Here is a 13979-nt window from a genome sequence, read left to right on the forward strand (position 1 = left end):
CGACGTGCTCGACAACAGCACACTCAGGCCTGCTCGCTGGCCGTGCGAACAGGCCCCGGCCCGCGCACCGGCAAGTCAACGCCTGAAGGCCGCGCAAGCGCGCGGCGCGCATCCACGTGAATGCCCCGAAACCTGCCGGTCTCACCGCCGATCCCGCGCGCTACGCGCAGCGGCGTGGCACGACGTGCTGGTCTGAAGAAAAGAACTGTTTGAGCGACTAGAGTCCGATCTATGAAAGTGCTGTTCGCCACCTACCCGATGGCTTTCCACACCCCCGGCGGCGGAGAAATCCAGTTGCTTGCGTATCACAAGCATCTGCCCGCGCATGGCGTCGACGTCACGCTGTTCGATCCGTGGAAGCCGCGTTTTCTCGAACACGACGTGGTGCATTTCTTCTCGTGCGTCGGTGGCTCGGTGCACCTGTGCAACTTCGTCAAGCAACTCGGCTTGCCGCTCGTCGTGTCGTCGAGCCTGTGGGTGACCGAAGAAACCAGGCACCTTTATCCGATCGGCGAGATCCAACATCAGTTTTCTCTCGCGGACCGTGTGGTCGCGAACTCCGAGATCGAGTGCGATACGCTCGCGCGCATCTTCGATCTGCCGCGCGAAAAATTTGCGAGTGTGCTGAACGGCGTCGAACCGAGCTTTTACGAGCCAGTCGCGCCGGAGCCGTTCCGCCGTGAATACGGCATCGAAGAACGCTTCATCCTGAACGTCGGCAACATCGAGCCGCGCAAGAACCAGCTCGCGCTGATCCGCGCGATGAAATCGTTCCCCGAACTGAAGCTCGTGCTGATCGGCCATCAGCGCGATCCCGAATATGCGAAGACGTGCTTCGACGAGGGTGGCGAGCAAGTCGTCTACGCCGGCACGCTGCCTCACGATTCGCCGCTGCTGCGCTCGGCCTACGCGGCTTGCGAAGCGTTCGTGCTGCCGAGCACGCTCGAAACGCCGGGGCTCGCCGCGCTCGAAGCGCATGCGGCGGGCGCGCGCATCGCGGTGACGAAAGTTGGCTCTACCGAAGAATATTTCGCGCAGCATGTCGCCTACCTGGATCCGTTCGACGTCGACAGCATTGCCGGTTCGATCCGCGCGGCGCTCGCGCAACCGCGCGGCGCTGCCGCGGCCCCGACGCGAGATCTGACCTGGCAGGCCGTCCTGTCGCCCCTGAAAGACCTCTACGATTCCTTGCTGACGAAATGACAAAACCCGTGACGAACATCATGAAGAACTTCGAACTTCGTCCCCTGAATCACGTCGACGCCGCCTCGGATTCCAGGTTCGCGTGGAAAGCGACGAACAGCGATCCACAGTTCGAGCTGACGGGATGGGAGGAGCTGTCGGGTCGCGCCGCGCGCATTTCGTTCGAGCTTGCGAAAGAAGACATGCCGGCCTCGCCGTGCATGATCTACTTCGATGCGGGCGCGGGCATGTCGGAGCACGCGACTATCGGCCTCGTGGTCGACGCTAACGGCAAGGTGGATCAGGTGGTCGCGTTTCCGCCGCTGGTCGGTCCGCTGCGCCTCGATCCGATCGCGCGCTCGGGACTGTTTTCCATCAACGGCTTCAAGGTCGAACTGGTGGCCGACGCCGACTGCCCGACGGAGCTGCTCGAACGCGCACGCCGAATGGCGTCGTGGGGCGGCGGCGCGCAGCCCGCGCCGGCACCCACCGTCGGTCACACGTATCAGGAATGGATCGAGCGGCACGAGCCGCCCGGGTCGCATTACCCGGTACTGCGCGCGCGCTCGAAAACCTGGGCGCTGCAGCCGCTCATCAGCATCGTGATGCCGACCTACAACACGCCGACAAAATGGCTGCGCATGGCGATCGATTCGGTCGTCAACCAGGTCTACGAAAACTGGGAATTCTGTATCGCCGACGACTGCTCGACGAACCCCGAGGTCAAGCAGGTGCTCGACAGCTACGCGGCGAAAGATCCGCGCATCAAGATCGCGTATCGCACGACCAACGGCCACATCAGCAACTCGAGCAACACGGCGCTCGAACTCGCCGTCGGCGACTTCGTCGGCCTGCTCGACCACGACGACGAATTGCATCCACTCGCGCTCTACTGCGTCGCCGAACTGATCAACGCGCATCCGGACGCGACGGTGATCTACAGCGACGAAGACAAGATCTCGATCGACGGCGTCCGCTCGGACCCGTACTTCAAATGCGACTTCAATTACGATCTGTTCCTGAGCCAGAACATGATCTCGCATTTCGGCGTGTACAAGACTTCGGTGATGAAGGAGGTCGGCGGCTTCAGAGCCGGCTTCGAAGGCTCGCAGGACTATGACCTCGCGCTGCGCGTGATCGACCGCGCTGGCCATCACACGGTGTATCACGTGCCGCGCGCGCTGTACCACTGGCGCATGATTCCCGAAAGCACGGCGGCCGGCCACGAAGCCAAGCCGTATGCGCACATTGCTGCGATGCGCGCGCTCGACGAACATCTCGCGCGCAACGGCATCAACGCGCACACCGAGCACGCGCCTGGCACGGACGCGTTCAACAAGGTCGTGTACGACCTGCCCGAGGTGCTGCCGTCGGTGGAGATCATCATTCCGACGCGCGATTCCGCCGGGCTCGTCGAGCAATGCGTGGAATCGGTGCGGCAGAAGTCGAGCTATCCGAACTTCCGCATCACGATCATCGACAACGGCTCGGTCAGGCAGGAAACGCACGACCTGTTCGCCCGCCTGCAACAGGACGAGCGCATCAAGGTCGTACGCGATGATTCGCCGTTCAACTACTCGGCGCTGAACAACCGCGTCGCGCTCGCGAGCACCGCGGACTTCGTGTGTCTGATGAACAACGACATCGAAGTGATCAACGCCGACTGGCTCGAGGAAATGGTGTCGGTCGCGTTGCAGGCGAATGTCGGCGCGGTCGGCGCGAAGCTGCTGTATCCGGACGACACGATCCAGCATGGCGGCGTGGTGCTCGGCGTCGGCGGGATCGCGAGCCATGCGCACAAGCATTTCCCCAATACGCACCCCGGCTACTTCGCGCGCGCGCGCCTGCGCAACGCGATGTGCGCGGTGACCGCCGCGTGCCTGCTGATCCGCCAATCGATCTACAAGGAAGTGGGCGGCCTCGACGAACAGTTACACGTCGCCTACAACGACATCGATTTTTGCTTGCGCGTGCGGCAAGCGGGCTACCGCAATGTGTGGACGCCCTACGCGGAGCTTTATCATCACGAATCGGCAACCCGTGGCGCCGAAGACACACCGGAAAAAATCAGCCGCTTCAATCAGGAATCCGAGTTGGTCAGACAGCGCTGGGGACATCTGTTGATGAACGACCCCTGCTATTCACCGAATCTGACACTGACTGCCGACGATTTTTCTTTTGCTTGGCCTTCAAGGATTGCAAATCTTGATTAATCTGGGACCCAAAGAAAATAAGACCGGATGGCTGGCGGAGTACCGCCATCCATCGCCGGGGGAACTGTTCTGCCTGCCGAGCGCGATCTACTTTCTGATGAAGTTCAGAGCCGATCTCGCGCGCTTCAATTCCAAAGTGCTCGATGACCGCGTCACGCTGTACTTCTGGTGGGAAATGTCGGCGCGCGAAACCTATCCGGACTTCGACTGGGTACTGCGACAGGAAGACCTCGAATATCTGCGCCGGCTCGACAACGACACGCTGATCGAGCGGCATCCGGACGCCGTCACGTACTGGCTGGGTTCGACCAAACCGAGCGTGCTCGATGCGAAGCATCTGAGCGAAACGCTGCACGAACCCGTCACCGTGCTCGAAGAAGCCGGCCTGCAATTGCCGAAGCTGATGACGACGATCGTGCGCAATCGCGGCGATCTGTCCCAGGCGTTCAACCTGAACACGCTGACCGGCTATCTGAACGTCCTCGACTGGTGGGAGCAGTACGGTCAGGTCACCTGTCCGCGCGTGTCGTGGCGTCCGCCGATCGCGTGGCCGGGGCTGCTGGAGCCGATCGACGCACCCGACTCCAGCGCGATGCCGTTTCCGCGCTTCCTCGCGCTCATCACGACCGAGCGGCCCGATCTGCGCAGCGCCTTCAATCTGAACAGCTTCACGTCGCGGCTCAACGCGCTCAGCTGGTGGGAAGACCACGGCCAGCGCGAGTATCCGCGCATCAAGTGGTCGCAGCCGCCGATCGGCGGCTTCATGCTCGAGCCCGAAGCGCCTCCCGCGGACGGCGGCCCTTACGTGCCGCGCTTCCTGTGCGAGATCTACAAGGACCGGCCGGACCTGCAGGCGACCTTCACGCTGCAGTCCTTCCGCGGGCGGCTCAGCTGCCTGTCATGGTGGATCGAACACGGCCAGCATCAGTACCACGCGATCAAATGGGTGCCGCCCACGCCGTCCGCCGCGATGTTCGAGCCGGAATTCGGCTCGCATGCCGACTGGCTGCCGGTGCCGCGCTTCCTGCGGCTTCTGCACAGCGAGCGCCGGGACCTGCAGGAGCTCTGCTCGCTCGACAGCTTCACCGGGCGCCTGAAGTGCCTGTCGTGGTGGATCGAGCACGGGCAGCAACAGTATCCGGCGATTAACTGGGGCGTCCCGCCGTTGCCCGAGAGCCTGTTCAAAATGGAAGCCGGCGAGCAAGGCGCGCTGCCGCTGCTGCCGCGCTTTCTGCCGCTGATCTGGAACGAGCGGCCCGACCTGCAGGCGTCGTTCAACCTGAGCAGCTTCCGCGAGCGGCTCGCCTTCATTGCGTGGTGGGAAAAGCACGGGCACAGCGAGTACAACGCGATCGAATGGTCGCCGCCTGATCTCGCCGAAGCACGCGAGGGCGAATGGGTGCAGCCCGCCACGCCCGCGCTGATGTTCGAGCCCGAATGGGGCACGCACGCCGACTGGCTGCCGGTGCCGCGCTTTTTGCGGCTCTTGCATGACGAGCGCCAGGATCTGCAGGAACTCTGCTCGCTCGACACCTTCACCGGGCGTCTGAAGTGCCTGTCGTGGTGGATCGAACATGGGCAGCAACAGTATCCGGCGCTTCACTGGGTGATCCCGCCGTTGCCCGACACCCTGTTCGCCGGGGAAGCCGGCGAGCAAGGCGCGCTGCCGCTGCTGCCGCGCTTTCTGCTGCTGATCTGGAACGAGCGCCCCGACCTGCAGGCGTCCTTCAACCTGAACAGTTTCAGCGAGCGGCTCGGCTTCATCGCGTGGTGGGACCAGCACGGCCACGACGAGTACTACGCGATCAAATGGACGCCGGCTCATCTCGCCGAAGAACTCGCGAGAATCGACGACGAGCTGCCGGCCGACAACACGTCGCTGCCGCGCTTCCTGACGATGATCGCGAACGACCGCCCGGACCTGCGCGCCGTGTACGACCTGAACACCACGGAAGGCCGCGACCAGCTCGTGCGCTGGTGGAACGAATGGGCGCCGAGCGAATATCCGCTGGTCGGCTCGCTGAAGGTGCGGTGGGCCGACAGCGCCGACGACGAAGCCGATGACGACGCGCCCGAGCCCGCCCGTTATCACGCGCGCGTCGAAGGCGTCGGCTATGAATTCGGCGTCAACATCATCGGCTTCCCGCAGGGCGTGCTCGGCCTCGGCGAAGACGCGCGCATGGCCGCGCGCGTGCTGCAACTGTCGTCGACGCCGGTCACGCTGCTCAATGCGCCGATGGCGGGACCCGCGCGTCTCGAACACTCGGTCGATCATCTGATCAGCGATGAGCTCAAGTACAACATCAGCCTGATCTGCCTGCCGGCGCCCGAAATGGTGCGGCTCGCGCTGGAAGGCGGCCGCAAGCTGATCGACGCGCCCACGCACAAGATCGGCGCGTGGCCGTGGGAACTGCCCCACTGGCCGAACGCGTTCGGCAACGTGCATCAGATGGTCGACGAAATCTGGGCGCAGAGCCGCTTCGTGCAGAGCGTCTACAGCCGGCTCGGCAACACGCCGGTCTACCAGATGCCGATGGCGGTCGAAGTGCCCGCGCCGCTCGAGCCGAAGCGCGAACGCTTCGGCCTGCCGACCAACGAGTTCCTGTTCTACCTGATGTTCGACGGCAACTCGTGGCTGAGCCGCAAGAATCCGCTCGCCGGCGTGCAGGCGTTCAAGCAGGCGTTCGGCAACAGCTCACCGGGCGTCGGGCTCGTCATCAAGGCGATGAACGTGCGCGACGACGACCCGGTGTGGCGCGCCGTGCTCGACCTGGCCGCGGGCGATAGCCGCATTCACATCGTGTCCGAGCGTCTGAGCCGCCAGGACTCGACCGACTTCATGGCCTGCTGCGACGCGTACATTTCGCTGCACCGGAGCGAAGGTTTCGGCCGCGTGATTGCCGAGGCGATGGCGTTGGGGCAGCCGGTCGTAGTCACGAACTTCTCGGGCAATGTCGACTTCTGCGAACCCGACACCGCATTTCTCGTAGACGGCGAACTCGTGCCGCTGCGCCCGGGCGACTACCTGTTCGCCGAAGGTCAGTACTGGTGCGATCCGGATGTATCGATCGCGGCGGAACAGCTCAAACGCATGATCGACGATGCGCCACTCCGTGAGCGCATCGCACTGTCGGGGAAGGCGCGCGTCGAGCGCGATTACTCAGTTGAGGCAGTCGCACGCGCGTATGCGCGGCGGTTGAACGACATTGCGGAGGCGAAGACGACATGACGCTGAGGGTATGTGCTCCGGACATTTTCTCAGGCGATGCGGTGGGTAACCACTGCATCGGTTTCGTACGCATGGCTGAGCGTCTCGGCATGAGGGCCGAGCTGTATGCGAGCGGTTTCGAGGAGGGAACAAATGGAGTGCGCCCGCTCGACGCATTGTTCGAAGAGGTCACTCGCGACGATGTGGTCCTGCTGAGTTACTCGATCTACGATCCGTACCTCGAACGGATACTCGCGCTCGACTGCAGTAAGATCTGCTACGTCCACGGCGTGACGGACCCGCAGTTGCTGCGCGCGCTGGAACCGCGCACCGCGCAGTTGTGCGAGAAGGCACTCGCGCAATTGCCGCAGCTCGCGCACGCCGACACCGTCGTCGCGAATTCGCGCAGCACGGCGGCGAGCCTGGCCGGCATCGTCGCGGCGCACGCCATCAAGGTCGTGCCGCCGATCTTTCCCGACATGTACGTATTCCGGCGCGAACGGCCGCGCAAGGGCCGCAAGCGCCCTGAGCCCAACCTGCTGATGGTGGGCCGTGTGGTGCCGCATAAACGCATCGAGGACGGCATCGAGATTCTGTCGCTGCTGAAGCAGCGTGGTTTCGGCGCGACGCTGAGCATCGTCGGCAGCACGCCGAACTACGATTACCTGAAATTTCTGATCAATCACGCGCGGCGTCTCGGCGTGCTCGAGCAGGTCGACTTCAAGGGCATGCTCGACGACGCCGATCTGTTCGAGTGCTACGAATCCGCCCACGCGCTGCTTGCGATGAGCCGCCACGAAGGCTTCTGTGTGCCGGTGCTCGAAGCGATGCATTACGGCAAGCCCGTATTCGTGCGCGGCGGTACGGCCGCTCAGGAGATTTGCCCGCCCGACTGCGTGTTCGACGCGAATGCCGAACTCGCCGCCTGGATACCGGTGATCACGCAGCGCCTCGGCCAGACCAACGGCCGCAGTCCGATCGACACGGCCTTCGTCAAGCACGCCGACGGCGTCCTGCAACGTGCCAGCGACGAGGTATGGCGCAACGTTTTCATCAGCGCCGGTGTCGGCATCGCGGCCGCGTCAACGCATGCGCGCGCGGGTACGGCGACCGTTTCCGCTGAGAAGAGATAGAGAGTCAGCGCCGCCGCTGACCAACGCATATCGGCGCGATCGAACCGATCGCGCCGCGTCACTCGTCCACAGATGGCTTGCCGACCCTGTCGAAGTCGATCGGTTGCCCCGTATGCGGATGCGGCGTGAACGAGAAATGCGCGCGCACGTACTTCTGCGCTAGCGTGCACAGCAAATCCATCAACGCAATCTGTTCGGGCGGAAAGACCGGCGCGCGATCTGCCGCGTCGATCGGCTTTTGCATGTAGCGCACGATGTCTTTTTCGAAATCGCTGACGCAATAGTCCAGCACCTGATCGCCTTCGATCGGATAGGCCGCCACCTTCAACTCGGGATGCAGCGACAGATAGGTGCTGAACAGGCGCTCGGCAACGAATGGAAGGAACGGGGCGTCGTCCGAGTGGATCGTGGGCTCCAGCACACCGCGCGCGGCTTCGGTGCCGCTCTGCGTTTCGAGGAACGTGGCAATCGGCTCGAGCACCTTGCCGACGTAGTTTTCCCAGAACGACTGGGAACCGACCCAGAAATTGCAGTAGCACAGCGTGCGCGGCGACTGACGGGGCGCCTCGCGCAGATTCCACGCAATGCCGCAGGCGTCGAGCAGTTGCTGGCTGCGTTCGACGAGTCCCGGATGCGCGTGCTCGCCCTGCATCCACGCGGAGTACGAGAAATATGCAAGCTGCGGAAACGGATTGATCATCCAGACGTCGGCGTCGGCATTGGCCTTCACGAACTCCAGAAACCGGCTGCCGTCGATGCGCGCCTTCAGTGCGAACTTCGGCGAAAACAGGCCGGTGATCTGCTGCTGCCGATGCATGCCCTTGCGGTACATGTCGACGAGGATATAGAACTCGCGCCACGCTGCGTGCGCGTTGTCGCGCATCTCGAGCGGATGAAAAGCCGGTTCGGACAGGACCTGCCCCGGCGCGTAAAGTGGCTCGAAGATCTTGATCGATGCACTCATGACAGCCCTGCAATCTGCAGATAAAAGTTTCCGGTATGCACGTTGCGCCGGAACAGCGTGAGCGATGCGTTCGGTACCAGCACGTTGGGAAATCGGGACAACGGCACGTTCAGCAGGTATTGCGAGATCACCGAGATCGGTCCCGCGTGGCACACCGCGGCGATCAGGCCGGGCTGCTCCGCATGCCGCAGCACCTCCTCCTCGAGCCAGTTCACCGAACGCGTAGCCAGTTCGAGATGCGACTCGCCGCCCTCGTATCGGTCCGACAGATGTTTGCCCCAGTCGGGAAACGCCAGACGAAAATCCTCGGCCTTCCAGGTCGCGAAGCGCCCTGCGTTGGTTTCGCCGAGACGGGCGTCGACGGTCCAGTCGCTGCTGTCCTTGAACAGCACTTCAGTGGTCTGCAACGCACGCCGCCACGGGCTCGAAAAAACCCGGTCGGGCACGAAGCCGTGGCTTTCCATCAGCGTGCGCAGCTTCGCGGCCTGCTGCAGGCCATGTTCGGTCAACTCGTCCTGTTCAGTCGAGTTCAACAGGCCGGCCACGTTCGCATGCGACTGGCCGTGGCGAATCAGAAGAAGATCCATAGGTGTTAGCTGCTTTGGGACTTGGGGCCGGGCAAGGCCTTCAAGAACATCGACGAAATGCGTCGCACGCTGAAACGGTCGAATACGTCGGCGTAGGCGTTGCGGCGGATCGACTGGCGAAGCTGCGCGTCGCCCAGCATGTCCTCCAGCGCTCGTGCCCAGCTCTCGGCCGTGTTCGACGCAACGTATCCGGTCTCACGATGCTTGACGTTCTCGCGGTAGGTCGGGCAATCGGAATAGATGCTCGGGATGCCGAGGCTGCCGTAGTCCGCGTATTTGATCGGCGACTTGCACGAGTTGAAAAACAGCGTCTCCGGATCCTCTTCGGCGCCGAGCGGCACGATCGCGAACGTGTAGCCTTCGTCGCGAATGGCCTTCTTGTATTCGAGGTTGCCGCGGCTGCCGCGATGGGTCATACGAGGAATCGTATTGAGCTCCGGAAACGGATCGCCCCAAAAGTCGATCGTCACGTTTTCGTGACGCGCGAGAAAACTGCGCAAGGTGCCGAAAAACTCCTTGCGAAAGCTCACGAGCTTGATGCCGTCGAGATTGGAGAAGATGATCTTGGGCGGCTGCGCTTCGGTCCACAGTTCCGGCGACAGGTCGAACGCCTGATCGTCGAACCCGTTCGGGATGATCAGCACGTCGTCGGAGCGCCGCACTTTGCGCATGCGCTCCTGCAACAGCGCGTTCGACGCCGTGGCCGCGCTCGCTTCGCGAATCATCGCGAGCACGTTGTAGAGCACGTCCTCGTTCATTTCGAGCACGCTCCACGACGGCAGATCGAGCAGCCAGTCGTCGAGATCGTAAATCGTATGAAGACCGAGTTCGTTCGCCATCCGCATGATCTTCAGCGACAGGTTCGACACGTGCTTGTTGAACAGCACGACGTCGAAGCGATGCAGGTGGCTGACGCCAACGTCCGCTTCCGAGATTTGCTCCCACTCGATCAGTTGATGGCGCTGCATATACGAAAGCAAAGGTGCGAAGCGTGCGCCGATGGTGCGTGAATTCATTCGCCCATCGGTCATGGAGCGCCGCTGTACGACCAGCAGTCGGGGAATTTTAGTAATTTGTGAGGCCGGCATCGATCAGGTGTCTGATTAGGTCTGCTGCTACCGTGCTCGACGAGTGCCGTGCATAGACGCGTTGGTAGTTACGTTCGATCTTTTCGTCCCTGGCCGGGTCGGCCAGGGCAGCCTGAAGGGCGGGAACGATGTCCGGCGCGCGGGGGGACGCCGCATACCAGACATTGTCGTCGAAGTGCTCGCGCTGCCAATCCCCATCAACCATGACGAGCGGCTTCTTCACGAACGCGCCTTCGAGACACGAGCGCCCGGGTGGATCGAAGCTCGGCTCCGCCACCACCAGCGCGCTCGCGATCGCGGAGCGCAACAGCGCGCTGCACGGCTGGATGAACGGCAGGAAATGAATGCCGCGATGCGCTTCGCGAACGCACTGCCGGTAGTACTCCTCGTCCCTGAAGCCGCCGACCATCAAGCCGTTGATCTCGAGCTCGTTCAGCGCGCGGATCAGTTCGAGCTGATTCTTGATCGGCTCGATCAAGCCTAGGCACAGCACGTAGTCTGAGACGTCGCAGACCGTCGGGAGCAAGTCCTTGTCGGCGGGCAGCAGGAACCGGTCGGATATGCCGGAGCCCACCACCACGGATTTGCCCGGATCGACCGTGATGTATGTATTGAAGTGCGCGAGCTCAGTGGCGGACTTGAACAGCAGCCGCTCTGCACGCTGCACGAACGCCTCGATGCGGCTGATTTCCGCCGGGTCGGGCGCGTTCAACCACCAGACGTTCGGCCACAGGAACAGCTTCTTGCCTTGATTCACCGTTTCGCGAACGATCGCTTCGCCGTCCGCATGGACGGAGAAATGCATCACCGCGTCATAAAAGCGTAGCGGCCGGCTGCGAATGCCGTAAATGTCGGCCTGTACGTCCGAATCATTCAGAAGTTCGGCGACCTGCACGAGTTCCGACTCACCACCACCGCTCGTCATGAACGCAGTACTGTGAGTAGTCAGGAGAATTTTGAAATGCATATTGCGGGGCTCCGTCCCGAATCGTCCCGTTTGTTGGGCGCTGCTGCCGTCCGCCGGACGGTGCGGAATTCACGCGCTCGCGCCGCTTGCGAACGAGGCGCGGACGTTATCGGCAGGGGCTTGATTTTACGCCAAATCGGAGCGCAAACGACCGCCCCGGCGACGCAGCAAGCCCCTTGTGCCAGGCATTTGTAACATTACATCGCTTACCGAAAACAGCGGCCGCCCCGACCTTTTTCCCGCTCAATTGCAGCCTGAACGCGCTATCCGGCAGGCGTGCACACCTGTCGACTACTCCGACGAATAATTTGTAAGTAACCGTAAATGCTGGTTTATGTCGGAACATTGGGAAGTATTGGGCGTGCAGAATACTGGCGGTACGATAGACTGGGCCAGCCTGAAATGCCTGGCCGCAAGCCAATCCGCATAGCGCTATCGATGTGCGCTTCTGTCACGGCTTTTTGCAAATTCATTCAAGTGGAGAAACAAGATGTCGGCATCGGCTGAACTTCTCGATTCACTTGCCGCGCAGCATCCCGAGATTGCTGAACTGATCGCTGAACGGAACAAGTATCGCGACGCGCTTCAGGTCAACATCCCGCACTTTTCGAATCTCGGCGACGTGCCTCCGGGCCACTACTATTCGCCGATCCCGTCGATCCCCGACATCAAGCAGGACGAAGCAAGGCTGTTCGGCAACGTCTCGCGTACGCTGCCCGGCATCGAGTTCAACGAAGACGCGCAGGTGCGGCTCGTCGAGGCATTTGCCGACAAGTACTATGGCCAGATGCCGTTCGAGCCGCACAAGAAAGACGGCTTGCGCTTCTACTTCGAGAACGTGATGTTCTCGTATGGCGACGCGACGTCGCTGTACTGCATGATTCGCCACCTGCGGCCGCGCCGCATCGTCGAGATCGGCTCGGGATTCTCGTCCGCCGTTTCGCTCGATACCAACGACCTGTTCTTCGACGGGCAGATCCAGTGCACCTTCGTCGAACCGAACAACGAACGCTTGCTGTCGTTGCTGACCGAGAAGGACAAGGTCACCTCGAAGATCGTCAAGTCGCTCGCGCAGGACGTCGACCTGTCGGTATTCGCGGAACTCGAAGCGAACGACATCCTGTTCGTCGACTCGTCGCACGTGAGCAAGATCGGCAGCGATGTGAACCGCATCGTCTTCGAGATACTGCCGATCCTCGCGCCCGGCGTGCACGTGCACTTCCACGATGTGTTCCTGCCGCTCGAATACCCGCCACAGTGGATCTACGAAGGCCGCGCGTGGAACGAAGCCTATCTGCTGCGCGCCTTCCTCCAGTACAACAGCGCGTTCGAAGTTGTCCTGATGAATACCTTCATGGGACACTTCCACGCGGATCTGATGAACGCACGGATGCCGCTCTTCATGCGCAATCCGGGCGCGAGCTTCTGGATTCGAAAGACTCGTTAGGCGCCGCAGCGCAAACGTTTCACATTTTGCGGAGATTCATAGATGACTTCGACGAACGCGCTCGAGCATCGCGCCGCAGGCGCGTCCATGCGAGCCGGCTTGCAAGACGGCGTGCGCGCGATGAAGATCGGCCGCATCCCGGTACCCGATCTGCTACCCGGCACCGTGATCGTCAAGGTGGCGAGCGTCGGCATCTGCGGCAGCGATCTGCACGCCTACCGGAACGTCGACGTGCATCAAAGCTTTCCGAACGGCCACGAACTGAGCGGTACCGTAGTCGAGATCGGTGACGGTGTGACGAACGTGCGCGTCGGCCAGCGTGTGACGACCGACATGGTGTTGGGCACCGCGTGCGGCAAATGCGAGTACTGCAAAGTCGGCACGCCGATTCACTGCCGCGCGCGCGAGTTTCCGTTCGGCGGCGGCTTTGCCGAATACGTGCGCACCAAAGAAGCGGGCGTGTTCCCGCTGCCCGATGCCGTCGACGATCAGCTCGGCGCCATCGTCGAGCCGGTGGCGGTTGGCATCCACGGGTGCCGCAAGATGCCGATTGCGCGCGGCTCGGTCGGCGTGGTGATCGGCGCGGGCACGATAGGCCTCGCGGCACTCGCCGCGGCGCTGGACGCCGGCAGCGAAAAAGTCTACGTGGTCGCGAGGCACGCGGCTCAGGCGCGCGCGGCGCTGGCAATGGGCGCCGCCGCGATCCTGCCGGCCGATCGCGCCGAGGCGCTCGCCGTGGTCGAGCAGGCAACCGGCGGATTGGGTGCGCACTATGCGATCGAAGCGGTCGGCGGAACGGCCGACACCTTCGACTTCGCCTGTCAGTTCGTGCGCCCGCTCGGCCACGTGTGCGTGCTCGGCGCCTTCGATCACGGCTTCAGGAACATCGAGATCATCAAGCCGCACATCAAGGAACTGACGATTCATCTGCCGAACTGCTACGGCTATGTGGACGGTCAGCACGACTTCGCGCTCGCGATCGATCTGCTGGCGCGCAAGGGCGATACGTTGCGAGCCATGATCACGCACGACCTGAGCCTCGACGACGTCGACGAGGCCTTCCGTCTGGCCAGCGACAAGAGTTCGGACTCCATCAAGGTGCAGATGCATACCTGATGGCGTAAGCGGTCTCGCACAATGCGGTGAACATCGGTCATCACTGGAAGCTGTGCCGTCCAATACGAGGAGGC

10 protein-coding genes are annotated in these 13979 nt (G+C 62.5%); 6 read left to right on the forward strand and 4 right to left on the reverse strand.

Annotated elements, in window-relative coordinates; genetic code table 11:
- Positions 1-231: 231 nt before the first annotated feature.
- Genes QFZ91_RS11880 through QFZ91_RS11895 form a run of 4 tightly spaced genes read left to right on the forward strand, consistent with a single transcriptional unit; the run spans position 232 to position 7736 of the window.
- Positions 232-1203 carry a glycosyltransferase gene (locus tag QFZ91_RS11880; RefSeq protein ID WP_429567345.1) on the forward strand — a complete coding sequence of 324 codons (972 nt, stop codon included), beginning with the start codon at positions 232-234 and terminating at the stop codon, positions 1201-1203.
- A complete protein-coding gene (locus QFZ91_RS11885; protein WP_429567346.1) occupies positions 1200-3395 on the forward strand; it encodes a glycosyltransferase family 2 protein in 2196 nt (731 codons plus the stop codon). Before QFZ91_RS11880 ends, QFZ91_RS11885 begins: the two co-directional genes overlap by 4 nt.
- Entirely contained in the window at positions 3388-6624 is a 3237-nt protein-coding gene (locus QFZ91_RS11890) for a glycosyltransferase family 4 protein (RefSeq protein ID WP_429567347.1), read from the forward strand. Before QFZ91_RS11885 ends, QFZ91_RS11890 begins: the two co-directional genes overlap by 8 nt.
- Positions 6621-7736 carry a glycosyltransferase gene (locus tag QFZ91_RS11895; RefSeq protein WP_429567348.1) on the forward strand — a complete coding sequence of 372 codons (1116 nt, stop codon included), beginning with the start codon at positions 6621-6623 and terminating at the stop codon, positions 7734-7736. The genes QFZ91_RS11890 and QFZ91_RS11895 overlap by 4 nt, the downstream gene beginning before the upstream one ends.
- A 58-nt stretch (positions 7737-7794) precedes the next feature.
- Here the strand turns inward: QFZ91_RS11895 and QFZ91_RS11900 are convergent, their stop codons facing one another.
- From QFZ91_RS11900 to QFZ91_RS11915, 4 genes are read right to left on the reverse strand one after another with little or no spacing between them, the layout of a single operon-like run.
- Positions 7795-8700: a hypothetical protein gene (locus QFZ91_RS11900; RefSeq protein ID WP_429567349.1), complete on the reverse strand. Its 906-nt coding sequence runs from the start codon at positions 8698-8700 to the stop codon at positions 7795-7797.
- A complete protein-coding gene (locus QFZ91_RS11905; RefSeq protein WP_176379133.1) occupies positions 8697-9287 on the reverse strand; it encodes a histidine phosphatase family protein in 591 nt (196 codons plus the stop codon). The genes QFZ91_RS11900 and QFZ91_RS11905 overlap by 4 nt, the downstream gene beginning before the upstream one ends.
- Positions 9288-9292: 5 nt before the next feature.
- A complete protein-coding gene (locus QFZ91_RS11910; RefSeq protein ID WP_429567350.1) occupies positions 9293-10303 on the reverse strand; it encodes a glycosyltransferase in 1011 nt (336 codons plus the stop codon).
- A 49-nt stretch (positions 10304-10352) separates the two neighbouring features.
- Positions 10353-11342, reverse strand: coding sequence for a glycosyl transferase family 1 (locus tag QFZ91_RS11915; RefSeq protein WP_429567351.1), 990 nt, complete (start codon positions 11340-11342; stop codon positions 10353-10355).
- Between the two features lie 490 nt (positions 11343-11832).
- On the opposite strand from QFZ91_RS11915, the gene QFZ91_RS11920 reads away from it, so the two are divergent.
- A complete protein-coding gene (locus tag QFZ91_RS11920; RefSeq protein ID WP_429567352.1) occupies positions 11833-12789 on the forward strand; it encodes a class I SAM-dependent methyltransferase in 957 nt (318 codons plus the stop codon).
- A gap of 42 nt (positions 12790-12831) precedes the next feature.
- Complete coding sequence (locus tag QFZ91_RS11925; RefSeq protein ID WP_429567353.1) at positions 12832-13905, forward strand: zinc-dependent alcohol dehydrogenase; 1074 nt, start codon at positions 12832-12834, stop codon at positions 13903-13905.
- Positions 13906-13979: the final 74 nt, after the last annotated feature.

This window comes from Paraburkholderia sp. JPY419, from assembly GCF_050435705.1.
Taxonomy (GTDB): domain Bacteria; phylum Pseudomonadota; class Gammaproteobacteria; order Burkholderiales; family Burkholderiaceae; genus Paraburkholderia; species Paraburkholderia youngii.

Excerpts from the sequence above, each read along its gene's own strand:
- QFZ91_RS11880 (WP_429567345.1), top strand. The coding sequence starts at position 232 with ATGAAAGTGCTGTTCGCCACCTACCCGATGGCTTTCCACACCCCCGGC.
- QFZ91_RS11885 (WP_429567346.1), top strand. The coding sequence starts at position 1,200 with ATGACAAAACCCGTGACGAACATCATGAAGAACTTCGAACTTCGTCCC.
- QFZ91_RS11895 (WP_429567348.1), top strand. The coding sequence starts at position 6,621 with ATGACGCTGAGGGTATGTGCTCCGGACATTTTCTCAGGCGATGCGGTG.
- QFZ91_RS11900 (WP_429567349.1), bottom strand. The coding sequence starts at position 8,700 with ATGAGTGCATCGATCAAGATCTTCGAGCCACTTTACGCGCCGGGGCAG.
- QFZ91_RS11905 (WP_176379133.1), bottom strand. The coding sequence starts at position 9,287 with ATGGATCTTCTTCTGATTCGCCACGGCCAGTCGCATGCGAACGTGGCC.
- QFZ91_RS11910 (WP_429567350.1), bottom strand. The coding sequence starts at position 10,303 with ATGAATTCACGCACCATCGGCGCACGCTTCGCACCTTTGCTTTCGTAT.
- QFZ91_RS11915 (WP_429567351.1), bottom strand. The coding sequence starts at position 11,342 with ATGCATTTCAAAATTCTCCTGACTACTCACAGTACTGCGTTCATGACG.
- QFZ91_RS11920 (WP_429567352.1), top strand. The coding sequence starts at position 11,833 with ATGTCGGCATCGGCTGAACTTCTCGATTCACTTGCCGCGCAGCATCCC.
- QFZ91_RS11925 (WP_429567353.1), top strand. The coding sequence starts at position 12,832 with ATGACTTCGACGAACGCGCTCGAGCATCGCGCCGCAGGCGCGTCCATG.